Origin of the sequence: Seohaeicola nanhaiensis (assembly GCF_042654245.1) — a bacterium.
Classification (GTDB): Bacteria; Pseudomonadota; Alphaproteobacteria; order Rhodobacterales; family Rhodobacteraceae; genus Seohaeicola_A; species Seohaeicola_A nanhaiensis.
Genome location: NZ_JBHSGI010000033.1, coordinates 408249 through 433360, shown reverse-complemented (window position 1 = coordinate 433360; position 25112 = coordinate 408249). Strand labels below are relative to the sequence as shown.

Below are 25112 nucleotides of genomic sequence, written 5' to 3'. Positions count from 1 at the left end.
ATTTTACTATTGATGGAAATCACAGCATGAGATTCTTTGATTGGGTTAGATCACTTCTTGCCAGGTCGACCCTTGGCACCCGGATCTCAGCCGACAATACGACGGGACCCGATCCAAATCTCCGCGACCCCGATGATCCGGCATATCAACAAACGCATGATGCCCTGCAGAGTTATTGGGAAAAAGTAGGTCAGGTCGATCCTATCGTCATTTCATATATTGTTAATCCTATGTTCTTAGGGTCACCCCCGTGGCCGGGTGGCAAGCAGGTATTCAGAATAATTAGAGCAGCGGAAAGTCTGATCATCGCGTCAGATGGGCTTTCCGCCCCATTCGAAGAAGATAAGAACATTCTGCAAAACGGCTTCCAAATGGAGGTGTTCATAGAGATAAAGGGCCAACAAGCTATGGAGCTTGATGACATCAAATCATCGGCTGCCTTTGCACTTATTGAGGAAGCGGCCAGACAGGTTGCAGACTGGGGAGGGATCAGCGAGTTACTTGATGAATTTCATTTGGCATCTTCCGAAATACCCGTTTCAAGCGACGCCATCCCCGAAAGATTCCTAACCTCAGATGGCCGCGTCGGCGTCATCTTTGGAATGGTTGCCGAAGGCCGTCCCAAAATAGTACCGAATACACCGCTATCACCAGTTCGGATGGTGCCTGTAACCGTCTTGCTGCCGAGCGAAGTGCAGGAAGCTGCCGATGGCACTGAACAGCGAGATCGTATTGCCAAAAGGCTTATCGATGCGGGCTACCGGCATTTCTCCTGTTTCGAACGCGATGGGGTCGTTTGATTTCCGGTAAGGTTCCGGGCGGACATTCGCTGAATCGCCGTATGACTCGAGAACCCTTGCTTTTTTGAAAGCGACTGCAAGGTAATCCTCTCTCCCCCAAAAACTCCGTGTAACTTGCCCACAAACCTTCAGGGACAGTCCCCTACCCCATCACCCCCCGCATCCACTCCAGCGACATCTCCGTCCGCTTCGTCGTCGGCTTGTATTCCGCGCTGACCCAGCCGTCGTAGCCCGACGCCTCGATCGACGCGAAGAGCCGGGCGAAATCCACCGTGCCGCGGCCGGGTTCGGTGCGGCCCGGGGCATCGCCGATCTGGACGTGCACAACCCGTGCACAATGCGTCTGCCAGACGTGCACCGCGTCGCCGTGAATCACCTGGGCGTGGTAGCTGTCGTATTGCAGCCCGACGTTGGGCCGGTTCACCGCGTCAAGCAGCCGGGCGGCCAGCGCATAATCGTCCAGAAAATACCCCGGCTGATCGCCCTGGTTCAGCGGCTCGATGGTGAAGCGCTGGCGCGGCGCGGTGTCGGCCAGCCATTGCAGGTTGGCGACGCAGGTGTCGAAGGCGGCCTCGGCCTTGGTATAACCGGTCATGACGTGGATCAGCCCGGGCCTCAGCACCCCGGCATAGCGCAGCACGCGGCGCATGTCGTGGCGGAAGCGGTCCTCGCCACCCGGCACGGCGGCAAAGCCCGGATCGCCGCCGGTGTAATTCGGCGGCGGCGCGTTCATCAGCACGAAGTCCAGCCCGTTGGCGATCAGGGCGCGCTGGGTCGCGCTGGCGGCGACATCGTAGGGAAAGAGGATCTCGGCCCCGGTAAAGCCCGCCTTGGCCGCGGCGGCGAAGCGGTCGAGATAGGGCAGTTCGGTGAAGAGTAGCGAAAGGTTGGCTGCGAGTTTCACGTTTCTGGCCCCTGCATCCTGGTCTCAGAACCGCCGCGCCGGTGACCAGCCTCAGTCCCGCGGCAGCTGGCTGGCGGCGCGGGCAAGGGACTCGATCCCGGACCAGTCGCCCTTGGCGGCCATCGCGGCGGGCGCGACCCAGCTGCCGCCGGCGCAGGCGACGTTCGGCAGGCTGAGATATGTCGTGGCGTTTTCCGGCGTGACGCCGCCGGTGGGGCAGAAGGAGATCTGGGGCAGCGGCGCGCCGATGGCCTTGAGCGCGGGGGCGCCGCCCGAGGCCTCGGCGGGAAAGAACTTCATCATGTCATAGCCGCGCGCGAGCAGGCGCATGGCCTCGGTCGCCGTCGCCGCGCCGGGCAGCAGGGGCAGGCCCTCGGCCTCGCAGGCCGCCAGCAGTTCGTCGGTCGCCCCGGGGGAGACCCCGAATTTCGCACCCGCCGCGACGGCGGCCTTCACGTCCGCGGGGGTCACCAGCGTGCCCGCGCCCACGACGCCGCCCGGCACCGCGGCCATCGCGCGGATCACGTCGAGCGCGACGGGCGTGCGCAACGTCACCTCGAGCACCGGCAGGCCGCCGGCCACCAGCGCCTCGGCCATCGGCCGGGCATGGGCGAGATCGGCGATCACCAGCACCGGCACGATGGGCGCCAGCGCGCAGAGGTCACGGGTGCGGCGGCTGGCGTCCTTAGGGGTGAGGCTCATGGGTCAGGCTCCAAAGATCGTGGCGCCGGTATCGGCCGAGCCGACGGTCCGGCGGAAGGTGGCGAAGAGTTCGCGCCCCACGCCGGCTTCGTTGGCAGAGAGGTCGGCCGTAACGGCGTCGCGGTCGAGAACGCCCTCGGTCAGGATATCGAGCCGCCCTTCGACGGCATCGACACGCAGGATGTCGCCGTCCTGCAGGCGGGCGATGGCGCCGCCGTCCAGCGCTTCGGGGCAGACGTGGATAGCGGCGGGCACCTTGCCCGAGGCGCCGGACATCCGGCCGTCGGTCACCAGAGCCACCTTGTGGCCGCGGCCCTGCAGGATGGCCAGGATCGGCGTCAGGCTGTGCAGTTCGGGCATCCCGTTGGCCTTGGGCCCCTGGAAGCGGACGACGACGATGACGTCGGTGGTGAACTCGCCGGCCTTGAAGGCGGACTTGACCGCCTCCTGATCGTGGAAGACCCGCACGGGGGCTTCGACGACGTGATGTTCGGGGGCGACGGCCGATACCTTCATCACCGCGGTGCCCAGCGTGCCGGAGAGGCGTTTGAGGCCGCCGGTCGGCTGGAAGGGATCGTTGGCGGGGCGCAGGATCCTGTCGTTCAGGCTGGCGCTTGCGCCCGGGGTCCAGGTCAGCGCGCCGTCGATCAGCCTGGGTTCGGCGGTATAATGCTCCAGCCCCTCGCCCGCGACGGTGCGGGTGTCTGGGTGCAGCAGGCCCGCGCGCAGCAGGTCGCCGATCATGTAGCCGAGGCCGCCGGCGGCATGGAAGTGGTTCACGTCGGCCAGGCCGTTGGGGTAGACCCGCGCCATCAGGGGCGTGATGTCCGAGAGGTCCGAGAAGTCCTGCCAGTCGATCACGATGCCCCCGGCGCGGGCCATGGCGATCAGATGGATCAGCAGGTTGGTCGAGCCGCCGGTGGCGTTCAGCCCGACGATGCCGTTGACGAAGGCGCGTTCGTCAAGCACGTGGCAGGCGGGTGTATAGTCGTTGCCGAGCGCGGAGAGCGACAGGGCGCGGCGGGCGCCTTCGACGGTCAGCGCGTCTCGCAACGGCGTATTGGGATTGACGAAGCTGGACCCCGGCAGGTGCAGGCCCATGAACTCCATCAGCATCTGGTTGGTATTGGCCGTTCCGTAGAAGGTGCAGGTGCCGGGGCCGTGATAGGCCGCCATCTCGGCCTCCATCAGGCGGTCGCGGCCGACCTCTCCGGTGGCGAACTGCTGGCGCACCTTGGCCTTTTCGTCATTGCTGATGCCGCTGGTCATCGGACCGGCGGGCAGGAAGACGATGGGCAGGTGGCCGAAGGCCTGGGCCGCGATCACGAGGCCGGGCACGATCTTGTCGCAGACGCCCAGGAAGACGGCGGCGTCGAAGGTGGCGTGCGACAGGGCGATGCCCGCGGCGAGCGCGATGGTGTCGCGCGAGAACAGGCTCAGCTCCATCCCCGCCTCGCCCTGGGTGACGCCGTCGCACATCGCGGGCACGCCGCCGGCCACCTGCGCGGTGCCGCCGGCCGAGCGGGCCGCGGCGCGGATCAGGTCGGGGAAACGCTCGAAGGGCTGATGCGCCGAGAGCATGTCGTTATAGGCGGTCACGATGCCGAGATTGCCGGCGTCGCCCCTGGCCAGCGCCTGCTGATCCGTCCCGGCGGCGGCAAAGGCATGGGCCTGGCCGCTGCAGGTCAGATGCGCCCGCGCCGGACCTTTCGAGGCCGCGGCGCGCATCCGGGCGAGATAGGGCTGACGGGTCGCTTCGCTGCGCGCGATGATCCGGTCGGTGACGCGTGCCAGCGTGGCGTTCAGGGTCATCGGGTCGCTCTCCGTTGCCGGTAAACACCGTTAGTTAGCGCTAACAAGCCCGACAGATCAATCCCGCGCCGCGCCCGCATCTTCTCTGGTTCACAAATACCCTCGGGGGGGCCGCGCCAAAGGCGCGGCGGGGGCAGAGCCCCCGGATCGGACGCCGGTCGCAGGGCTGAACGGAGGGTCGATGCGCTCATCCCTTGAGGTCCTCCGAGGGAATGATCGGAAAGAACGCCCCCGACGACCACAGCCCGAACCACCCGTCGTGATGGGCGCCGATCTCGACCAGCCGGTAAAAGCTCTTGCGGTCGATCAGCGCCTCGAGATTGGCGCGGACCAGCACATAGGGAGACGGCTCTCCGGTTTCTGCGTCGCGCTCGACGCGGATCGGATGGTCTGGCCCGGCGGCGGCCTTGTCGCCGACGTTCGTCGTGAAGGTCAGAACCTGGTCCGTGCCCTGCCCCGTCCGTTCGAAGTCGACCGCCACGAAGGGCGCGTCCTCGACGGTGATCCCCACCTTCTCGACCGGGGTGACGAGGTAGTATTTCCCCTCTTCCTTCTTCAGAATCGTCGAGAAGAGGCGCACCAGTTCCGGCCGCCCGATGGGCGTGCCGAGATAGAACCAGGTCCCGTCGCGGGCGATGCGCATGTCGAGATCCCCGCAGAAATCGGGGTTCCAGAGATGCACAGGCGGCAATCCGCGCGACTTCGCCTTGCGCACGGCCTGTGCAATGCCTTCTGCCGACGGGGTAACGGCATTTTGTCCACTCATAGCTTTTGCCATTTCCTTCCGGCGCGATACACTCGATGTGACCGCTTCTACAAAGCATATACGTCCCCCGAAAGGAAAGTCATGTCCGAACCCGCAGATCTGGTCGCCGAGATCGAAGCGCTGGAAGCCAAACTTGCCGAGGCCAAGCAGTCGATCACCCGCCGATTCATCGGACAGGAACGGGTCGTGGAACTGACGCTGGCGGCGCTTCTGTGCGGCGGCCATGCCCTGCTGATCGGGCTTCCGGGCCTCGGCAAGACCCGGCTGGTCGAGACGCTGTCGACCGTGATGGGGCTGCATGGCAACCGGATCCAGTTCACCCCGGACCTGATGCCGGCGGATATCCTCGGGTCGGAAGTGCTCGACACCTCGGCGGATGGCACGCGGCATTTCCGCTTCATTCAGGGGCCGATCTTCTGCGAGCTGCTGATGGCGGACGAGATCAACCGCGCCAGCCCGCGCACCCAGTCGGCGCTGCTGCAGGCGATGCAGGAGCGTGTGGTGACGGTGGCGGGCGAGAACCGGCCGCTCGGCCAGGCGTTCCACGTGCTGGCCACGCAGAACCCGATCGAGCAGGAGGGCACCTATCCACTGCCCGAGGCGCAGCTTGACCGTTTCCTCGTGCAGATCGACGTGCCCTATCCGGACCGGGCGACGGAACGGGACATCCTGCTGGCCACCACCGGCGTTGCCGAGGACAAGGCGGTGCAGGTCTTCAGCCGCGAGGAGCTGCTTGCGGCGCAGGTGCTGCTGCGGCGGATGCCGGTCGGGGATTCCGTGGTCGAGCTGATCCTGGACCTCGTCCGCGCCTTCCGGCCGGAAGAGCCGGACGCCTCGGACCGGGTGCGCGATACGGTTGCCTGGGGTCCGGGTCCGCGCGCGGCGCAGGCGCTGATGATGACGGTGCGGGCACGGGCCATGCTGGAGGGCCGGCTGGCGCCCAACGCCGAAGACGTGATCAACATGGCGCGCCCGGTGCTGAGCCACCGCATGGCGCTGAACTTTGCCGCCCGCGCGCGGGGCGACAGCCTGGCCGGTCTGATCGAGGAAACCGCACAGAAGCTGACCCGCGTCGGGGCCGCCGCGTGACCAACCCCATCGCCCTGCGCGAATTTGCCGAGGCCGAAGCCGGCCGTCTGCCGCCGCTGCTGGCGCGTGCCGAGCAACTGGCCGGTACCGTCCTGCTGGGCGAACACGGACGGCGGCGCGCGGGGCTGGGGGACAACTTCTGGCAATACCGCCCGGCCCAGCCCGGCGACAGCCGGCGGATGATCGACTATCGCCGGTCGGCGCGGGGCGATCAGCAATTCGTGCGCGAGCGGGAATGGCAGATCGCGCAGTCGGTGATGCTCTGGGTCGATCGGGGCGCCTCGATGCGCTTTGCGTCGGACAACCGTCTGCCGCCCAAGATCGACCGCGCGCGGCTGCTGGGACTGGCCGTGGCCATCCTGCTGGTGCGCGGCGGCGAGCGGGTCGGGCTGACTGGCACCAGCCTGCCGCCCCGGCGCGGCAACGACCAGATCGCGCGGCTGGCCGAGACGCTGTCGGTCGATGCCGCCGCCGATTACGCCCCGCCCGAGCATCGGGCGATGATCCCCCATGCGAGGGCGGTGTTCATTTCCGATTTCCTCGGCGATATCGCCGAAGTGCGGCTTGCTCTGACCAAGGCCGCCGATCGCGGCGTGCGGGGGATGCTGTTGCAGGTGCTCGATCCTGCCGAGGAACAGTTCCCCTTTCGCGGGCGGACGATCTTTGAAAGCGTCGGGGGCACGCTGCGGCATGAAACGCTGAAGGCCAACGAACTGCGCGACCGCTATCTTGCCCGTTTGTCCGAACGGCGCGACGAGCTGACCGGCCTGTGCCGGGCCACGGGCTGGCAATTCGGGATGCATCACACCAGCGAAAGCGCGCAGGCGGCGCTGCTGTGGCTCTACCGCGCGCTGGACGGGGGCACGCGATGACGGTTCTCGGCGGCATCGGGTTCGCCTCGCCCTGGCTGCTGCTGGGGCTGCTGGTCCTGCCGATCCTCTGGATCATCCTGCGCGCCATCCCGCCCGCGCCGATCCGGCGCCGGTTTCCGGGCGTGGCGCTGCTGCTGGGCCTGAAGGACGACGAAAGCGTCAGCGACCGCACGCCCTGGTGGCTGCTGCTGTTGCGGATGGTCGCCGTCGCAGCCCTGATCGTGGGGCTGGCGGGGCCGGTCCTGAACCCACGGCAGGCGGAAAACGGGGCCGGGCCGCTGCTGATTTTGCTGGACGCGAGCTGGGCCGGGGCGACGCATTGGGATGCGAAGTCCGATCTGATCGACGCGCAGCTGACCGAAGCGGGGCGCGCGGGTCGGACGGTGGCGATTGTGCGGCTGAGCGAACCCGAGGCGGTGGTCTTTCAGGCGGCGGATGCGTGGAAGACGCGGCTGCCGGGGCTGATCCCGCAGCCCTGGTCGCCGAGCGAACCGCAGCTGGCGGGCGTGACGGCGGCGCTGGATGCCGTGCCGGGCGGGTTCGAGACCTACTGGTTCGGCGACGGCATCGATTATCCGGGGCGCGCGGATCTGGCCGAGGCGGTGCTGGCGCGCGGGCCGGTCCGGGTGTTCCAGAATGGCGCGGCCGTGCTGGGGCTTGCGCCGGCGACCTTTGCCGATGGCGCGGTCCAGCTGACGGCCCGGCGGTCGGTGCCGGGGGCGGAGAGCGAGATTTCGGTTCTGGCCGAAGGGCGCGATCCGGCGGGGAATGCGGCGACGCTTGGTCAGGCCACGGCGACCTTTGCGGCGGGCGAGACCACGGCCGAGACCGCGCTGGCGCTGCCGGCCGAGTTGCGGGCGCGGGTCACGCATTTCGCGATTGCGGGCCAGCGTTCGGCGGGGACGCTGACGCTGACCGATGACGCGCTGCGGCGCCGCGAGGTGGCGCTGATTGCCGGGCGGGACGATCGCGAGGGGCTGGAGCTGCTGGCCCCGCTGCACTACCTGCATCAGGCGCTGGAGCCGACCGCCGACCTGCTGGACGGCGCGCTGCTGGACATCCTGCCGGCCAATCCGGATGTGATCGTTCTGGCGGATGTCGCGACGCTGTCGCCCGCGGAAGAAGCCGCGCTGACCGAGTGGATCGAGAAGGGCGGCATGTTGCTGCGGTTTGCCGGCCCACGCCTTGCGGCGAGCGATATCAGCCGGATGGACGAACACCCGCTGATGCCGGTGCGGCTGCGGGCCGGCGGGCGGAGCGTTGGGGGCGCGATGAGCTGGGGCGAGCCGAAGACGCTGGCACCTTTCCCAGAAGGCTCGCCGTTTTATGGCCTGCGCGTCTCGCCCGATGTCACGGTGTCCGCGCAGGTCGTGGCGCAGCCCGATCCGACACTGGCCGACCGGGTGATCGCCTCGCTCAGCGACGGCACGCCGCTGGTGACGCGCAAGATGATCGGTCAGGGTCAGGTCGTGCTGTTCCACGTTACCGCCAATGCGGAATGGTCGACGCTGCCGCTGTCGGGGCTGTTCGTCGAGATGCTGGAGCGGCTTGCGGTCTCTTCCGCGGCCAAGGCCCCGAGTGCCGAGGATCTGGAGGGCACCACCTGGACCCCGGTTCAGGTGCTGGATGCCTATGGCGTGCTGAGCGATGCCAGCGCCCTGCCGGGTGTCGATGGCCCGATGCTTGCCGAAGCGCCTGCCGGGCCCGAGGTGCGCCCCGGTCTTTACCGCAGCGAAGACCGCCGGCTGGCGCGCAATGTGCTGACCGCCGGGTCCGAGCTGAGCCCCGCCACCTGGCCGGATGGCGTGCCGGTGGAGGGGCTGGCCGTGACCGAGGAGCTGCCGCTGGGTGGATTGTTGCTGGCCCTCGCGCTGGTGCTGCTGGCCGCCGATGTGATCGCCGCGCTGGCGCTGTCGGGCCGGCTGATCGGCGGGTTGCGCGGCACGGCTGCGGCGCTGGCGGTCGGGCTGGCGTTCGCCCTGCCCCACGACGTCCGCGCGCAGACCGACGACAGCGAGACCTTTGCCATCGAGGCCAGCCGCGAACTGGTGCTGGCACATGTGCTGACCGGCAATGCGCAGATCGACGATGTGGCCCAGGCCGGGCTGAAGGGGCTGGCCGACACGCTGTTCTTTCGCACCTCGGTCGAGCCGGGCGAACCGATGGGCGTCGATCTGGAGCGGGATGAACTGGTGTTCTTCCCGATGCTCTACTGGCCGATCACGCCGGATCAGCCGACGCCTTCGGCGGAGGCCTATGCCCGGCTGAACGAATATCTGCGCTCGGGCGGGCTGATCCTGTTCGATACCCGCGATTCCGATATCGCCCGCTTTGGCGCCTCCAGCCCGAACGGGCGGAAGTTGCAGCAGCTGGCCGCGCCGCTGGACATTCCCCCGCTTGAACCGCTGCCGGCGGATCACGTCCTGACGCGGACCTTCTATCTGTTGCAGGACTTTCCCGGGCGCCACACCGGCCGCGAGGTCTGGGTCGAGGCGGCGCCGCCGGATGCCGAGCAGATTGAAGGGATGCCGTTCCGCAACCTGAATGATGGCGTGACGCCGGTGGTGATCGGCGGCAACGACTGGGCGGCGGCCTGGGCGGTGGATCGCAACGGCGCGGCGCTCCTGCCGGTCGGGCGCGGCTATGCCGGCGAACGGCAACGCGAACTGGCCTATCGTTTCGGAGTGAATCTGGTGATGCATGTGCTGACCGGCAACTACAAATCCGATCAGGTGCACGTGCCTGCCCTGCTTGACAGGCTTGGCCAATGACCGGCTCTGTCATCTTCGATCCGCTTATCCCCTGGCCCGCCGTGGCGGCGCTGGCGCTGCTGGCCGCGCTGGCCGTCGGCATCGCATTCTGGCGCGGGCTGTCGGGCTGGGGCCTGCGGGCGCTTGGGGCCGTGGTGATCCTGGCCGCGCTGGCCGGGCCGGTGTTCCAGCAGGAAGACCGCGCGCCGCTGTCCGATATCGTGCTGCTGCTCGAGGACAAGAGCGCGAGCCAGACGCTGACCGACCGCCCGGCGCAGACCGAGGCCGCCGCCGACGCGCTGCTGGCCGATCTGGCCGAGCGGCCGAATACCGAAGTCCGCCGGGTCGAGGTGCCAGACGGCGAGGGCGACACCGGCACCGAGATGATGACGGCGCTGAACACGGCGCTTGCCGAGGAGCCGCGGGCGCGGATTGCCGGGATCATCGCCCTGTCGGACGGCCGGGTGCATGACATGGACCGGGCGCCGGAGATGCCGGCACCGCTGCATCTGCTGATGACCGGTCATTCGACGGACTGGGACCGCCGCCTGATCGTGCGCAACGCGCCGGCCTTCGCGATCATCGGCGAGCCGGTGACGCTGACGCTGCGGATCGAGGACAGCGGCGCGGTGCCCGAGGGCAGCGGCATGGCCGAGTTGCAGATCGCGGTCGATGGCGGCGAGCCGGCGACCTATCCGGTGCCCGTGGGTCAGGACATCGACCTGCCGGTGACCCTGCCGCATGGCGGGCGCAATGTGCTGCAGTTCACGGTGCCGACGGCAAGTGGAGAGCTGACCGAGCGCAACAACACCGCGCTGATCCAGATGAACGGCGTGCGCGACCGTCTGCGGGTGCTGCTGGTGTCGGGCGAACCGCATGCCGGCGGGCGCACCTGGCGCAATCTGCTGAAGTCGGATTCCTCGGTTGATCTGGTGCATTTCACCATCCTCAGGCCGCCCGAGAAGCAGGATGGCGTGCCGGTGGGAGAGCTGTCGCTGATCGCCTTCCCGACGCGGGAGCTGTTTCTCGAGAAGATCGACGATTTCGACCTGATCATCTTCGACCGTTACCGGAGGCGCGGCATCCTTCCCGCGCTCTATCTGGAGAACGTCGCGCGATACGTGCGCGACGGGGGCGCGGTGCTGGTTGCGGCGGGACCGGATTTCGCCACGGCCGACAGCATCTATCGTTCGCCCCTGGGCGCGATCCTTCCGGCGGCGCCGACCGCGCGGGTGATCGAGGAACGGTTCCGGCCCAAGGTCACGGACCTGGGCCACCGCCACCCCGTCACGGCGGATTTGCACGGCGGCGACACATGGGGATCGTGGCTGCGCCAGATCGACGTGACGCCGGAACGCGGATCGGTGGTGATGAACGGCATCGACGACCGCCCGCTGCTGGTTCTCGACCGCGTTGGCGAAGGCCGCGTTGCCCTGCTGGCCTCGGACCATGCCTGGCTCTGGACGCGCGGATACGAGGGCGGCGGGCCGCAGCTGGACCTGCTGCGGCGGCTGGCGCATTGGATGATGAAGGAGCCTGAGCTGGAGGAAGAGGCGCTTTGGGCCGAGGTGGTGACCGGCCAGACGATGCGCATCATCCGGCGGACGCTGGGCGACAGCATCGGTCCGGTGACCGTGACGCGCCCCGATGGCAGCGAGGTCACGCTGGAATTGCGGGAGGTGTCTCCCGGTCGCTATGAGACCGTGTACCAAGGGCCGGAGATCGGCCTTTACCGGCTGTCGGAGGGGGATCAGACCTCGGTCATCGGCCTTGGCCCGGCAGCACCCCGCGAGTTCGAGGAGACGGTGGCCACGGACAGCGTGATGCGGCCGGCGGTCGAGGCGCAGCGGGGCGGGGTCTTTGCGCTGGAGGACGGCGTTCCCAGCATCCGCGACGTGCGCGAAGGCCGGCCTGCTGCGGGCCGGGGGTGGATCGGGCTGACGCCGCGGAACGCCTATGAGACCCGCGACGTGACCCAGACCGCGCTGTTGCCGCCCTGGCTGGTGCTGCTGCTGGCGGCGGCGCTGATCGTGGGCGGGTGGCTGCGCGAAGGGCGGCGATAGCGCTCGCTCAGTTCAGCTGCACCGTGACCCGCGCGGAGCGGCCGCTGCGATCGACCACCACCAATGTGGAGAAGCCGCGCCCGGGCGCGGCGATCTGGATCTCGCGGTCGTGCAAGCCCGTGGCGACGGGCCGGCCGTTGGCGAGGACGGAAAAGGGCGCATTCCCGCCGCGCAGTTTCAGCGTGACCGGCCCGCCGTCGAGCGCGATCCGGGCGCCGTCGGGGGGGAAGGTCAGTTCAACCGCATCCTCGGGCGGGGCGAAGGCCGCCGTGCGGGGCCGGAAGCGTTGCAGCGGCTGCGGCAGTTCGGCGGCGGTGACGATCAGCGTGGCGGGGGGCGGCGGTGGCAGGCGGTCGAAGCCCTGCTTGAGCCGCCCGAAGGCATTGAACAGCACCGGCGCGGCAAGCTCGCCGCCGAAGGCCCCCGGCACGGGTGTTCCGTCTGGGCGACCCATCCAGACGCCGATGACATGGCGCCCGTCATAGCCGATGGCCCAGGCGTCGCGGTGGCCGTAGGAGGTGCCGGTCTTGTAGGCCACCACTCCGGACGGCGCGCCCGGCGGCGGGGTCAGGCCGGCGAGGATATGGCCGACCTGCCAGGCCGCCTCGGGCGAGATCAGGCGCTGGTGGCTGGCACCAGTCGCGCCCCGGATCGCGCTCAGCGCGGGGCCCTGCCCGCCTTCTGCGAGCGCCGCGTAAAGCTGGACGAGATCGGTGAGCGTGATCCCAAGCCCGCCGAGCGCGATGGCAAGACCTGGCTTGCCGCCGGGAATGTGCAGGGTCGCGCCCGACTTTTGCAGCGCCGCCGTAACGCGGGCGGGGCCCAGCACGTCGGTCAGGCGGACCACGGGGATGTTGAGCGACTGCTGCAAGGCCTCGCGCACCCGGATGTCGCCGCGAAACTGGCCGTCAAAGTTGCGCGGCGCATAGCGGCCGAAGGAGACGGGACCATCATTGATCAGGGTTTCGGGATGCACCAGACCCTGATCGAAGGCGAGCCCGTAGATCAGCGGCTTGAGCAGCGAGCCGGGCGAGCGGATGGCCTGGGTCATGTCGACATATCCCTCGCGCGCCTCTGCCGAGTAGTCGGGAGAGCCGACCGAGGCGAGGATCTCGCCGGTCTGGTGATCCACGGCCACCAGCGCCGCCGAGACGCGCGGACCGGCGGTGCGGACCGCCTCGCGCAGCAGCCGCTCCATCGCCGCCTGCACGGTCGCGTCGAGCGTGAGGTCGTGGCGCGCGAGATCCGGCGCCGCGCCGCGCAGGCGGTCGGCGAGGTGCGGGGCCAGTTGCGGGAAGGGATGCATCGTCGAGGGCACGGGCGCGCGTTTGGCCACGGCGACCTCGGCGGGGTCCAGCGCGCCCTGCCCCGCCATCCGATCCAGTACCCGGTCGCGCGCGGCGCGGGCGGTTTGCGCCTGGCGGTCGGGGCGGCGGGTTTCGGGCGATTGCGGCAGGGCGACCAGCAGCGCGGCCTCGGCCGGGGTCAGACGGCGGGGTTCCTTCGCGAACCAGGCATAGGTGGCGGCGCGCAGGCCTTCGATATTGCCGCCGAAGGGCGCGTGGGTGAGGTAGAGCTGAAGGATCGCCTCCTTGGACAGCCGCCGTTCCAGCGCCAGCGCCACGCGCATCTGCCGCAGCTTGCCCGCCCAGCGCCCGGTCGGGCCGTCCTCGATCAGACGGGCGACCTGCATGGTCAGGGTCGAGCCGCCGGAGACCGTGCCGCCGTTCGTCACCGCCTGCCCCAGCGCCCGGAGCAGCGCCAGAGGGTCCACGCCGTGGTGGTCCCAGAATCGTTTGTCCTCGTAGCGGACCAGCATGGCGATGTATTTCGGATCGACGTCGGACGGCGTGACGGCCAGACGCCAGATGCCGTCGCCGACCTGATAGGCGCGCAGCAGCTGGCCGTTGCGGTCGCGCATCTCGACCGAAGTTTCGGCGAGAACCGGGGGAAGGTCGGTGGCGTCGATCCAACTGTCGATGCCGTCGCGGGCGGCCCCGCCGAGCGCAAGCGCGAGGGCGCCCCCCAGCAACCAGCGGTGCGGGCGCATCATGGCCCTGCCCTGCGGGGCGCCGGATCAGCCATCGACCCAGCCCTCCCACAGTCCGGCGTATTCGGTCACGAAGCCCGAGGGGTGGGCCGTGAGGCGCGAGGTGAACCCCGGGGAGTCGTAGGCGTAGGTGTCGCCGTCCAGCCGGGTATAATGCTGCGGCAAGGGGCGGATGGCGTCGAGGTCGGGGACAAGCCATGCGGCCGTGACCGGAACCGGCACCGGGCCGTCAAGCACGAGGCGGCGCAGCGGCAGAAGGTTGGTTGCCGGGGTGAAGGACAGGTCGATATCGGTGCAGGTCTGCGTGTCGGGCTGAGCCACGCCATTCAGGGTCCAGCCGCCGCTGTCCCGCAGCAGGCGCAGGGCGATCTCGTCCGATCCGCGCCGCCCGGCGACGTCGGCGGACAGGCTTTGCCAGGCCGGATCGCAGCGCACGGCATAGGTCAGTTGGGCCTCTGTCTCGTTCTCGCGCCAATGGGCCTGGCCCGACAGCAGCCAGCCGCCATCGACTTTGGCGAGGACACAGCGGTCGGTGCCCTCGCCGTCGATGCGGCGCCAATGCGCGGTGCAGACCGCCCCGGTCATTCGGTCACGGTCACGCGGCCTGCATCGCTGCGCGCGCGGTAGGTCGGGCGATACATGTCCTCGACCGATGCCGCGGGCTGGTGGAAGCTGCCGGGGCTGACCGCGCGGGCGATATAGGCCAGCCGCACGGTGTTGCCCTCGCGCAGATCGACCTGCGACAGGAACCGGTCCGAGCGGAATTCGCTGTGCACCGCCTCGGAGGGTTTCAGCCAGTCCAGCGCGCCCACGTCACCCGACCGCAGCAGGTTCGGGTTGTCGATCTCGACCCCGGCCGGCAGGGGATCGTCGATCATCAGCCGGGCCTCGGCGTTTTCGAAGGCCTTCACCTCGATCACAGCAACGAAACGGTCGCCGACCTTGAAGCTGTCGCCGTTCAGGCTGTCGCCCTCAAAGCTGTAGTAGCTGCGCGTGATCGTATAGCCGTTGCCGCCGGCGGGGGGCGGCACCTCGGGGTTGCCGAAGGTCGTCAGCGTGATGTCGGTCGGCTTGCCGTCGCTGGTGGTGATGCTGGCGCCCTCGGTTGGCGTGTCGTCTTCGCGCACCATGACGAAGGGGCCGTCCACGACCGCGCCGTTCAGGCGAAGGTTCGACTGGTCGGGGCCGCGCACCAGCGCCTGCGCGGCCATCAGCGACCAGGTGGCCTCCTGCGTCGACAGCCGGTCGGCGCGGCCCGTCACCCGGTCGGTCAGAGCCGAGACGTTGATCGCCTGGCTGCCGGCCTCGGTGGCAAGCGCCAGCACCGCCGCGTTGTCGCGCAGATAGGTGCCGTAATCCGCGCGCCAGACCGGGCGTTCGGCCTGACGGCGCTGGATCAGTTGCGCGGCGCGGTCGAACATCGCGTCGGCGCGGGTCTGGTCGCCATAGGCGGCAAGCGCTGCCCCGACCTGGGCGGCCGCCATCGGGGTTGCGAAGGCGTCGCCCTTGATGTCGGCATAGTAGCGCAGGTCGCCCATGGAGGCGGCGCCTTCGCGGGCGAGAACCATCAGCGCATAGGCAATCTCCTCGCCGCCCGAGTCGAAGTCGGCGGCGTAATTGACGTGGTTGCGCAGGTTGTCCATGGCGAGGCGGAAGGCGAGATCGGGAACCTGATAGCCCTCGGCGCGGGCGCGGCTGAGGAAGTCGGAGGCATAGGCGTCCAGCCAGAAGTCACCGGAATCCGGATACCAGAGACCGAAGGCTCCGTTGGAGGACTGGCGCGACAGAACCTTGGCAATCGCGGCATCGACCCGCTCCTGCACCGCCGGGCCGTCGCCCATCCCGGCGGCCCTGGCGACCGAGGAGAGATAGAGCAGTGGCATCGCCTTCGAGGTGATCTGCTCGGTGCAGCCGTAGGGGTATTGATCGAGCATGTTCAGCAGGCCGGGCGCGTCGAATTTCGCGAGGGGACCGGCCGAGAGGATCGCCTTGCCGGTGCCGGGGCGCATGCCGGCGAAGACATCGTTGGTGAAGGCAAAGCTTTGCCCCGCGCCCAGCGCGAAACGGCGGGTCTGGGCGATGACCGGATCGTTCGAGCGCACCGGCATCCGCAGGGTCTGGCGCAAGACCTCGCCGTCGGGCGTGGTCAGCAGGACTTCGATGTCGGGATCGCTGACCGGACCTGCGGTGACCGGAATCTGGAAGGTCGCCTTGCCGCCCGGCGCCAGGGTGAACTTTCCCGGCCCGGCGCCAAGCGTCAGCCCGGAACCCCCGGCCAGCGCCAGGGTCATTTCGCCCGCAGGCCCATCCGCATGGACGACTTCGAGCAGCATCCGGCTGGTGTCGCCCGGAGCCAGGAAGCGCGGGACGGTTGCGGTGACGACGACGGGGTCGCGGACCAGCATGTCGTGTTCGGCCTGTCCCACCGCGGACCTGGTCCAGGCGACGGCCATCAGCCGCACGGTGCCATTGAAGGCGGGAAGCGGGATGTCGATGGTCGCCTCGCCGTTGGCGTCCACGTCGACGACGCCGCTGAACACCGCCATCAGATCCTGCGTCGGCGGCGGCGATTGCAGCCGCGCGCCCTGATCGGCATCGCCGCCGGATCTCACGGTCCCCATCGCGCCGTTCATCCCGTCGATGAGACGGCCATAGACATCGCGCATCTCGACGCCCAGGCGGCGCTGGCCGAAGTAGTGGCCTTGGGGATCGGGGCTCTTGAATCCGGTGAGGTTGAGGATGCCCAGGTCGACGGCCGCCAGCGTCAGGTGAGCCTGTTCGCCGCTGACGCCGCCCTCGACACGGACCTTGACGCTTTGGGTCTGGCGCGGCTCGGCGACTTCGGGCGTGGTGATCGAGACGCGCAGCGCCTTTTCGCCGGGATCGATTTTTGCATGGGCCAGTCCCAGGCTGCGCGCCGGGTTCTGACCCGCGGCCACGTCCATCGGCCGGATCAACGTGGCGGTGACATAGGCGCCGGTACCCCAGTCCTCGGTCACCGCGACGGGGATAATGCTTGCGCCGGCCGGAACCTCGACCGCCTGGCGCGAGATAACATGGTTGGACAGGACGCTGACCAGCGCGGTGCCGGCCTCGCGCGGGACGATCCGCAATTGGGCGGTGTCGCCGACGGAATACTGCGGCTTGTCGAGCGACATTTCGAGCCGGTCGGGCGTGGCCGTGCTGTCGCCCGAGGCATACCAGCCGGCGTAGAAGTCCAGAGCCGCGGAGGCATAGTCGCCATCCAGCCGTTCCACGACCAGTTCATACCGTCCCCAGTCCACCGGGTTCGAAACGGTGAGCGGTGCTGTCCCCAGCGCGCCTTCGCCGCTGGCGATCCTGGTGCGCCGCGTGGTCGGTTCCCAGTTCCAGTCGCCGTAGAGCTGATACCACTGGTAGCGGGTCTCGACCCGGTTCAGCGTCCACTTCACCTGCATCGGTTTGGGCTGAAGGTCGGGCCCCAGGCCGATCACCTCGAACCCGGCCTCGGTGCCTTCGGCGACCACATCCTCGAACAGCGGTTTGATCCCGATGATGTCGGTGTCCGGACGGACCGGCGCGGTGAGGCGGCGTTCCACCGGGCGGGCGGACCCATCGGCCACGCGGGTGACGAAGCGCGCTTCGAGCGGGAAGCCTGTCGAATCCGACTGCGGCAGGTCGACAAAGACCGTGGCGTTGCCCTCGGCATCCGTGCGCGCGCCGCCGAAATAGTCGGACCGGGGCGAGGTGTCGCCGTCGTAGCGGCCAAAGCTGTATCCGGGCCAGTCCGACAGGCTGCGAACGGCGGAAACGGTCACGTTGCCTTCCACCGACAGATCGGCACCGGGCGCCCCGAAGAGGTATTTCGCCGCGACCGACAGGGGCACGGAATCCCCGGCGCTGAGAGGCGCATCGGGCAGGGAGAGGGTGAAGTCGATGCGTTCGGGCAGGAAATCCTCGACCAGGACGGTCTGGCTGGCGAGTGCCGGTGCATCGGGGTCGGAATTGATGTCGAGCCGCCAGGAGCCGCGCGGGACGGTGGAGCCGACGGTGATGTCGAAAACGTGCCCGCCGTCGATGCCGCCGTCCGAGATCATCCGGCGGTATTCGACGCCATCGGGGCGGCTGAGGATGGCGATCAGCGGCAGGCCTTCGATCGCCTCGATCTTGGTATCGCGCGCCAGCACCGTGGCGTGGATCGTCTCGCCGGCGCGATAGGCGCCGCGATCCGTGGTCAGGAAGACATCGACGGGTCCGGCGGGCGGACGGCCCTCGACACCCCGGTCGGAGAGATCGAAGGCCGGGTCGGTGAGGCTGAGGAAGCCGATATCGCTGTCGCCGAGGCTCGCCAGCACCAGCGCGGGCGCGGCGCCGCCGGTGCCCCGGGTCAGTCCGGCGTCAAACCGCGCGACGCCGTCGGTGCCGGTCGTGGTCTTGCCAAGCACCGCATTGGCGCGGGAGACCAGCGTGACCTCGACCCCTTCGCGCGCCCTGGCATCCGAGAGCCCGCGCACGGTGACTTCGAGCCCATCGGTGCCCGACAGGGTGGACAGGCCGAGGTCGGACAGGACGAACCACTGAGTCGCGCCCGGTTCCTCATAGGGATCGGCGCCCGGGATCGCCGCGGTCAGCGCGTAGATGCCGGCCGGCTGGCCGGCAATCGCCTCGCCCATCGGGAGGCGGGTGGTAACGTCCCGGTTCAGATCGGTCTGGACCTCGGCGGTGCCGGTCCAGATATCCTGCGCGATCTCGCTGGAAAAGTTGTCTTCCTGCCACGAGGAGAGGGGCCGGCCGAAATAGCCGTCCTGAAACGCGCGCAGCAGGTTGCGGTCGCTGACGCGGCGCAGTTTCAGGTCGAGCTTGGTCAGGTTGACGGTCTCGACCGGCAGGGCGGCGTCGGCGGCCTTGGGCAGCACATAGGCGCGCCCCGGGAAGCGCACGGCCGGCGAGCGGTCGCGCACGTATTGGTTGATCTCGACATCCTTCCACAGCGTCTCGCCACTGGCAGCGGGGAGGCCGCGGCGGAAGGTGATGCGATAGCGCTGACCGTGCTCGACCCCGTCGACGCAGAGCTGGTTGCCATCCGCGAGCACCGCGAGACCGGGCGTGTCGCTGCGCACGAAGGGTTCGTAGTCGACGCCGACCTTGGCCAGCGGTTCGGAGAACTGGGCGCAGATGCGCGGCGCGGCGCTGTCGCTTTCCACCGTATTCTCGGTGATGCGGAAGCCGTATTTCGCAACCGCCTTTTCGAGTGCGGCGTCGATATCGCCGCGCGACTGCTCGTCCGCCGCAAGGCGCAGGGCCGGGATCATGTCGCGGCCCCGCTCCACCTCTTCCAGCGCATCGGACATGACCATGAGGGCCGAGGCGCGGATCGCCGGGGTTTCGCCCCGCAGATAGGCGTTGGCGGCCGACTGGACGGCGCGGCGCAGGTTGTCGCGGCGTTCGGACGAGTTGTTGGTCTTGATGGCGATCAGCAGGCGGGCGTAATCGGTCCAGAGGTCGGCGCGGTCGGTGGCCGCGACGGCGGCCCCCGTCCAGCCCATGGCCTGGGCCATACTGCCGGACGCCTCGCGCGCGCGGGCCGTGGCGAGCAGCGAGTCGAGCGTCAGGCCGCCGCCCTGATGGCGCAGGCCGATGGTGCGCGCCAGCGTTTCGGCGTCGGAGAGGTCATTCGCGCCCAGAAAACCGAGCTTTTTGGCGCGGGCTTCTGCGGAGGTCAGAACGGCGGGGGCCGTGGCGATCTTTTCGGCGGAGACGGCGCCGGCGTATTCCTTGCGATCGGTCACGCCGCGTTTGGGGAAGCAGGCATTCGACCGGGTGTTGAAGGTAAAGGCCGAGCATTGCGCATTGGCCGAACAGGCCCGTTCGCAGGATTCCAGGGTCGTGTCGAAGACCGCGTCGAGATCGGCGCCGTAAAAGTCGATGTCCCGCGTCGCGATATAGCGGAAGTCGGGCACCGCCGGTGGATCGGAGGCCTGTGCGCCGGCGCTCGTCGCGGCGAGCATGGTCAAGGCAACGGTGAAAAATCGCGAAATAAAACGAGTCATGGAAAGCCTCCTGCCGATGCGATGCAGGGTCGCACAAGGCGCTGACGGCTGGCAACACCTTCTCCGGTTGGACACAACTTAAGCGGTTGTTTACCGCCTATGGAGAAGGTGGGTCACAGCCGCCGCGCGGTATGGACGACCAGTCGGGGGAGCCTCGGTTCCATGAGCCTTGCCAACAAACTCGCCGAGGAGCGTCGCGCCCGGCTGGCGGCCGAACGGCTGCTGGAACTGAAGCAGGCCGAGCTCTCGGCCGCGAATCGCAAGCTGGGCCGCCATGCGCTGGCCCTGACCCGGCAGATCGGCGAGACGCAGGCCGAAGTCGCCACCGTTCGCGACGAGAACGAACGGGTGAAATCCGACCTGACCGTCGCACACCAGAAGGTCGAGATCGCGGAGCGCCGGTTGTGGCATTCGATCCAGACGATCCAGGACGGTTTCGCCTTTTTCGACATCGACGGGCTGATGATCTGCGCCAACACCGCCTATGTCGCCGCCTTCGACGGTCTGGAGGAGGTGGTGCCGGGCGTGTCCTATGCCCGCATCCTGCAACTGCTGACCGACGAAGGGCTGGTCGACACCGGCGATCTGGCCCCGGCCGACTGGCGCGCGATGATGACCGAGCGCTGGCTGGCACCCAACCCGCAACCCATCGTGCTGCGCTGGTGGAACGGCGAATACATCCGGCTTATCGACCAGCGCGGTCAGGGCGGCGACGTGGTGAGCCTGGCGCTGAACATCACCGCCAGCGTGACCTACGAAAAAAACCTCAGGGCCGCCCGCGAAAGGGCCGAGATGGCCAACCGGGCGAAATCGGCTTTTCTGGCGAACATGAGCCACGAAATCCGCACGCCGATGAACGGGGTTGTCGGCATGGCGGAGCTGCTGCTCGACACGCCGCTGGACGAGGAACAGGCGCTGTATGCCAGCACGATCAAGAGTTCGGGCGAGGCGCTGCTGGTGATCATCAACGACGTTCTCGACTATTCGAAGATCGAGGCCGACAAGCTGGTTCTTCACCCGGCCGAGTTCGATTTGGAACGCTGCGTGCACGAGGTTGTCCTGCTGCTGCAGGCGACGGCGCGCGACAAGGGGCTGACGATCCTGATCGACTATGACCTGTTTCTGCCGACCCGCTTTCTGGGCGATCCCGGGCGCATCCGGCAGATACTGACAAATCTCGCCGGCAATGCCGTCAAGTTCACCCGGGAAGGGCACGTGCTGATCCGTGTGACCGGGGTGCTGGACCGCGAGACGGGCCTCTGCGACATCCACGTCGCGATCGAGGACACCGGCATCGGCATCGCGGCCGACAAGATCGACCACATCTTCGGCGAGTTCAATCAGGCCGACGACGCCCGGTCGCGCGAGTTCGAGGGGACCGGCCTGGGACTGGCCATCAGCAAGCGGCTGATCGCTTTGATGGGCGGCACCGTCTGGGTCGAAAGCAGCGAAGGCAAGGGGTCGTGCTTTGGCTTTCGGATCAGCCTGCCGGCGCCGGACGTCGCAGCCGATCCGCCCCCGCTCTTGCGTCCCACGCTGCGTCACGCGCTTGTCGTGGCGGGCCAGCATGCCGGCCGCGAGATCATGGCCCGGCAGCTGACGCAGCTCGGATTTCAGGTGACAGCCGTCGCCAGCGGGGCGCTGGCGCTGGACCGGCTGGCGGAAGACATCGACCTGATCGTCACCCAGCACGCCATGTCCGGCATGGACGGCCTGGAACTGGCCGAGACGGTGCGGGCCAAGGGCTGGAACGATCTGCCGATCCTGCTCGTCTCGTCGAACCCGCTCAGCGCGCAGGCGGATCCGGCCTTCGATGCGGTGCAGGGACTGCTGCCCTATCCCTATCCGCGTTCGCTGCTGTTCGCGCGGCTGACGGATATCGGTGCGGCCGGCCCCGAGACCCAGGACGCCGCCGCGCCGATCCCGCCGCGGACGATGCGAGTGCTGGCGGCCGAGGACAACCGCACCAATCAGCTGGTTCTGGCCAAGATGCTGAAATCCTGCCGGATCGACCTGACATTCGCCGGCAACGGGCAGGAAGCGGTGGAGGCCTTTGCGGCATTGCGGCCCGACCTGATTTTCATGGACATCTCGATGCCGAAGGTCGACGGCAAGGCCGCGACCCGCGAAATCCGGCGGATCGAGGCGGAAACGGGCGGTCACGTGCCGATTGTCGCGCTGACCGCCCATGCGCTGGAAGACGAGGAGCAGACGATTCTGGAGGCCGGGGTGGACCATTTCCTGACCAAGCCTTTGCGCAAGGCTGCGATCATGGAGTTGATCGCGCAGGCCGCGCCGGCAGATGTGGAGCCGCCCTGCCCCTGTGATCAGGACGCGTAGGGGCGCAGGAAAACCGGGCGGTCGGGGGTCGATTGCGCGGGATCGTAGGCATACCCGCCGCTGTCGAAATCGGCGAGCGCCTCGGGATCGGTCAAGCGGTGCTGGACGACATAGCGCGCCATCGCGCCGCGCGCGCGCTTGGCGAAGAAGCTGACGACGCTGGCCTTGCTTTCCTTGTCTTCCAGGAAGACCGGGGTGATCACCTTGAGTTTCAGCGCCTTCAGATCGACCGCCCCAAAATATTCCTGGCTGGCGCAGTTCACCAGCACCGAGGTTCCCACCGCTTCGGCCTGGGCGCGCAGGGCTTTGGCCGGGCCGTCGCGCCAATAGTCGTAGAGGTTTGCGCCGCGCCGGGTTTTCAGGCGGCTGCCCATTTCCAGCCGGTAGGCCTGGATCGCATCGAGCGGCCGCAGAACACCGTAGAGGCCCGAGAGAATGCGCAGGTGGTCTTGCGCCCAGGCCATCTCGTCGGTGTCTAGCGAGGCGGCGTCGAGGCCCTGGTAGGTGTCGCCGGCAAAGGCCAGCGCGGCCGGGCGCAGGGCCTCGGCCCCGGGTGCCTCGGCAAAGTCGCGGAAGCGGTCCCGGTTCAGACGGGCAAGGTCGGGGCTGAGGTCCATCAGGGATTGCAGGCCCCCCAGCGTCAGGTTCCGGGCGGTTTTGGCCAGCCGCACCGCGTCTTCGGCGAATGCGGGTTCGGTCATGGCCACGTCGCGTTCCGACCAGTCCAGCCGCTTGGCCGGCGAAATCACCACCAACATCGTCGCTCTCCTTCTGCCCCGGCGGGCTTAGCCTGCCCGCGGCCGGGCTTCAACCGGCGCCTGCCTCAGCGCGCCTCGTTCAACACGTCGAGAAAGGCCGCGCCGAAGCGTTCGGCGCGTCGCTGGCCCAGCAGCCGCTCCAGCGCCCGGCTGTCGCCCTGCCCCAGTTGCGCCACCTTCGCGAGTTCCGAAGCAGAGCAGCTCATCGGGCGGTCGATCCCATCGGCGCCGCGGGTGAGTTCGGCCTGCACCGCCAGCAGGCGGTCGAAGACCGCGCCGGCGTCGCGGCCCGCCAGCTTGCGGCGCACCGGATGCATGAGTTCGGTCGCGCCGGTGATCACTTCGAGGAAGGTCGCGCCGTAGCGTTCCAGTTTCTTGGCGCCGACGCCGCCGATCCGCGCCATCTGGTCCAGCGTCGCGGGGCGCTGTTCGGCCATTTCGACGAGCGTGCGGTCGGGAAAGATGACATAGGCCGGCACCCGTGCGGCCTCGGCCAGGGCGCGGCGCTTGGCCTTGAGCGCGGACAGCAGCGGCGCGTCCTCGTCCGAGACCATCGCCTTGACCGCCGGAGTGCGGGTCGCCGCGCGGGAGATCGCCTCCTTGCCCAGGGTGATTGACGCCTCGCCGCGCAGAATCGGGCGGGCAGCCTCGGTCATCCGCAGCGCACCGTGGCGGTCCGGGTCGGGGCGCACAAGGTCGTGACCCATCATCTGGCGGAAGATCGCGCCCCACTGGCGCTTGTCATAGTCCTTGCCGACGCCGAAGGTCGGCAGTTGGTCGTGGCCCCGGGCGCGGATCTTCTCGGTGGTGCTGCCCGTGAGAATGTCGATCAGGTGGCCGGCGCCGAACCATTCTTCCGTCCGCAGGATCGCCGAGAGGGCCATGCGGACGGCGGTGGTGCCATCGAAGGTTTCGGGCGGGGTCTCGCAGAGGTCGCAATGGCCGCAGGGCGCCGCGGTTTCGCCGAAATAGCCAAGCAGGACCTGGCGGCGGCAGGTCAGCGCCTCGGCCAGACCCAATAGCGCGTTCAGCCGGCCGTGATCGGCGGCGCGGCGTTCCGGCGGGGCGAGGCCCTCGTCGATCTGGCTGCGGCGCAGGCGAATGTCGTCGGGGCCGAAGAGGGTCATCGTCTCGGCCGGGGCGCCGTCACGACCGGCGCGGCCGATTTCCTGGTAATAGGCCTCGATCGACTTGGGCAGATCGGCATGGGCGACCCAGCGGATGTCGGGCTTGTCCACGCCCATGCCAAAGGCGACGGTGGCGACCACGATCAGGCCATCCTCGCGGGCAAAGCGGGTTTCGACGATGCGGCGGTCCTCGGCCTCCATCCCACCGTGATAGGCGCAGGCGTTATGGCCCTCGTCGCCCAGCGCTTTGGCCAGCGCCTCGGTCTTGGCGCGGGTGCCACAATAGACGATGCCGGACTGGCCGCGCCGGGCGGCCGCGTAGGACAGGATTTGCGCGCGCGGATTGTTCTTGGCGGCAAAGGCGAGGTGGATGTTGGGCCGGTCGAAGCCGTGCAGGAAGGTTTCCGGCGCCGCGCCGTCGAACAGCTTCTGCACGATCTCGACGCGGGTTTCCTGATCGGCCGTGGCCGTGAAGGCGGCCAGCGGCACGTTCAGCGCGCGCCGCAGTTCGCCGATGCGCAGATAATCGGGGCGGAAGTCGTGGCCCCACTGGCTGACGCAATGCGCCTCGTCCACCGCGATCAGCGAGACGCCAATTCGCCTGAGCATCGACACCGCGCCCGAACCTGCCAATCGTTCCGGCGCGAGATAGAGCAGTTTCAGGTCGCGCCGTTCCAGCGCCTGCCAGACCGCCTCGGTTTCCTCGGGCGTGTTCCCCGAGGTCAGGGCGCCGGCGCAGACCCCCGCCTCTTGCAGGCCGCGCACCTGGTCGCGCATCAGGGCGATCAGCGGAGAGATCACGACGGTGACGCCTTCGCGCAGCATCGCGGGCAACTGGAAGCAGAGCGATTTGCCGCCGCCCGTCGGCATGATGGCCAGCACGTTGTGGCCCGATGTGACGGCGCTGACGATCTCTTCCTGGCCGGGCCGGAACCCGTCGAATCCGAAAACATCGCGCAACAGCGCCTGCGGGTCGGGCATGTCCGGGCGGGCCTTCAAATCGTTTTTTATGTGTCTGCTCTGCAGGGAGCAGTTTCACACACTAAGATT

The 25112-nt window shown here is 68.4% G+C and carries 15 protein-coding genes; 6 read left to right on the top strand and 9 right to left on the bottom strand.

From position 1 onward, the window contains the following. Positions 1-26: 26 nt before the first annotated feature. Positions 27-800: a hypothetical protein gene (locus ACFO5X_RS23310; protein WP_380722093.1), complete on the top strand. Its 774-nt coding sequence runs from the start codon at positions 27-29 to the stop codon at positions 798-800. Positions 801-942: 142 nt separating this feature from the next. On the opposite strand, the gene ACFO5X_RS23305 is transcribed toward ACFO5X_RS23310, so the two are convergent. The 4 genes from ACFO5X_RS23305 to ACFO5X_RS23290 form a co-directional block, all read right to left on the bottom strand. Beyond that, positions 943-1704: a hydroxypyruvate isomerase family protein gene (locus ACFO5X_RS23305; protein ID WP_380722091.1), complete on the bottom strand. Its 762-nt coding sequence runs from the start codon at positions 1702-1704 to the stop codon at positions 943-945. Between the two features lie 51 nt (positions 1705-1755). Then, positions 1756-2406, bottom strand: a complete 651-nt coding sequence (gene eda, locus ACFO5X_RS23300) for a bifunctional 4-hydroxy-2-oxoglutarate aldolase/2-dehydro-3-deoxy-phosphogluconate aldolase (RefSeq protein WP_380722090.1) — start codon at positions 2404-2406, stop codon at positions 1756-1758. A 3-nt stretch (positions 2407-2409) separates the two neighbouring features. Further along, complete coding sequence (edd, locus tag ACFO5X_RS23295; RefSeq protein ID WP_380722089.1) at positions 2410-4218, bottom strand: phosphogluconate dehydratase; 1809 nt, start codon at positions 4216-4218, stop codon at positions 2410-2412. Positions 4219-4405: 187 nt separating this feature from the next. Beyond that, positions 4406-4984, bottom strand: a complete 579-nt coding sequence (locus ACFO5X_RS23290; protein ID WP_380722087.1) for a DUF1285 domain-containing protein — start codon at positions 4982-4984, stop codon at positions 4406-4408. A gap of 81 nt (positions 4985-5065) precedes the next feature. Here ACFO5X_RS23290 and ACFO5X_RS23285 point away from each other — a divergent pair, with 81 nt between their 5' ends. The 4 genes from ACFO5X_RS23285 to ACFO5X_RS23270 are packed head-to-tail and all read left to right on the top strand — an operon-like array spanning position 5066 to position 11758. Further along, entirely contained in the window at positions 5066-6073 is a 1008-nt protein-coding gene (locus tag ACFO5X_RS23285; RefSeq protein WP_380722085.1) for an AAA family ATPase, read from the top strand. Beyond that, positions 6070-6945 carry a DUF58 domain-containing protein gene (locus ACFO5X_RS23280; protein WP_380722083.1) on the top strand — a complete coding sequence of 292 codons (876 nt, stop codon included), beginning with the start codon at positions 6070-6072 and terminating at the stop codon, positions 6943-6945. Before ACFO5X_RS23285 ends, ACFO5X_RS23280 begins: the two co-directional genes overlap by 4 nt. Beyond that, complete coding sequence (locus ACFO5X_RS23275) at positions 6942-9716, top strand: DUF4159 domain-containing protein (RefSeq protein ID WP_380722081.1); 2775 nt, start codon at positions 6942-6944, stop codon at positions 9714-9716. Before ACFO5X_RS23280 ends, ACFO5X_RS23275 begins: the two co-directional genes overlap by 4 nt. Further along, positions 9713-11758 (top strand): hypothetical protein, encoded by a 2046-nt coding sequence (locus tag ACFO5X_RS23270; protein ID WP_380722079.1) that lies wholly within the window; start codon positions 9713-9715, stop codon positions 11756-11758. The genes ACFO5X_RS23275 and ACFO5X_RS23270 overlap by 4 nt, the downstream gene beginning before the upstream one ends. Before the next feature lie 7 nt (positions 11759-11765). Here ACFO5X_RS23270 and pbpC read toward each other — a convergent pair whose 3' ends face one another. The 3 genes from pbpC to ACFO5X_RS23255 are packed head-to-tail and all read right to left on the bottom strand — an operon-like array spanning position 11766 to position 19837. Continuing rightward, complete coding sequence (pbpC, locus tag ACFO5X_RS23265; RefSeq protein WP_380722077.1) at positions 11766-13811, bottom strand: penicillin-binding protein 1C; 2046 nt, start codon at positions 13809-13811, stop codon at positions 11766-11768. 24 nt (positions 13812-13835) lie between these two features. Then, complete coding sequence (locus tag ACFO5X_RS23260) at positions 13836-14393, bottom strand: putative glycolipid-binding domain-containing protein (RefSeq protein ID WP_380722075.1); 558 nt, start codon at positions 14391-14393, stop codon at positions 13836-13838. Continuing rightward, positions 14390-19837, bottom strand: coding sequence for an alpha-2-macroglobulin family protein (locus ACFO5X_RS23255; RefSeq protein WP_380722073.1), 5448 nt, complete (start codon positions 19835-19837; stop codon positions 14390-14392). The genes ACFO5X_RS23260 and ACFO5X_RS23255 overlap by 4 nt, the downstream gene beginning before the upstream one ends. A 162-nt stretch (positions 19838-19999) precedes the next feature. On the opposite strand from ACFO5X_RS23255, the gene ACFO5X_RS23250 reads away from it, so the two are divergent. After that, positions 20000-22177, top strand: coding sequence for a response regulator (locus ACFO5X_RS23250; RefSeq protein WP_380722071.1), 2178 nt, complete (start codon positions 20000-20002; stop codon positions 22175-22177). On the opposite strand, the gene yaaA is transcribed toward ACFO5X_RS23250, so the two are convergent. Both yaaA and recQ read right to left on the bottom strand, forming a co-directional pair. Further along, positions 22165-22935, bottom strand: coding sequence for a peroxide stress protein YaaA (gene yaaA, locus ACFO5X_RS23245; RefSeq protein ID WP_380722069.1), 771 nt, complete (start codon positions 22933-22935; stop codon positions 22165-22167). The two genes, ACFO5X_RS23250 and yaaA, sit on opposite strands and share 13 nt — an antisense overlap. A 65-nt stretch (positions 22936-23000) precedes the next feature. Then, positions 23001-25043, bottom strand: coding sequence for a DNA helicase RecQ (gene recQ / locus ACFO5X_RS23240; RefSeq protein ID WP_380722067.1), 2043 nt, complete (start codon positions 25041-25043; stop codon positions 23001-23003). Between the last annotated feature and the right edge of the window lie 69 nt (positions 25044-25112).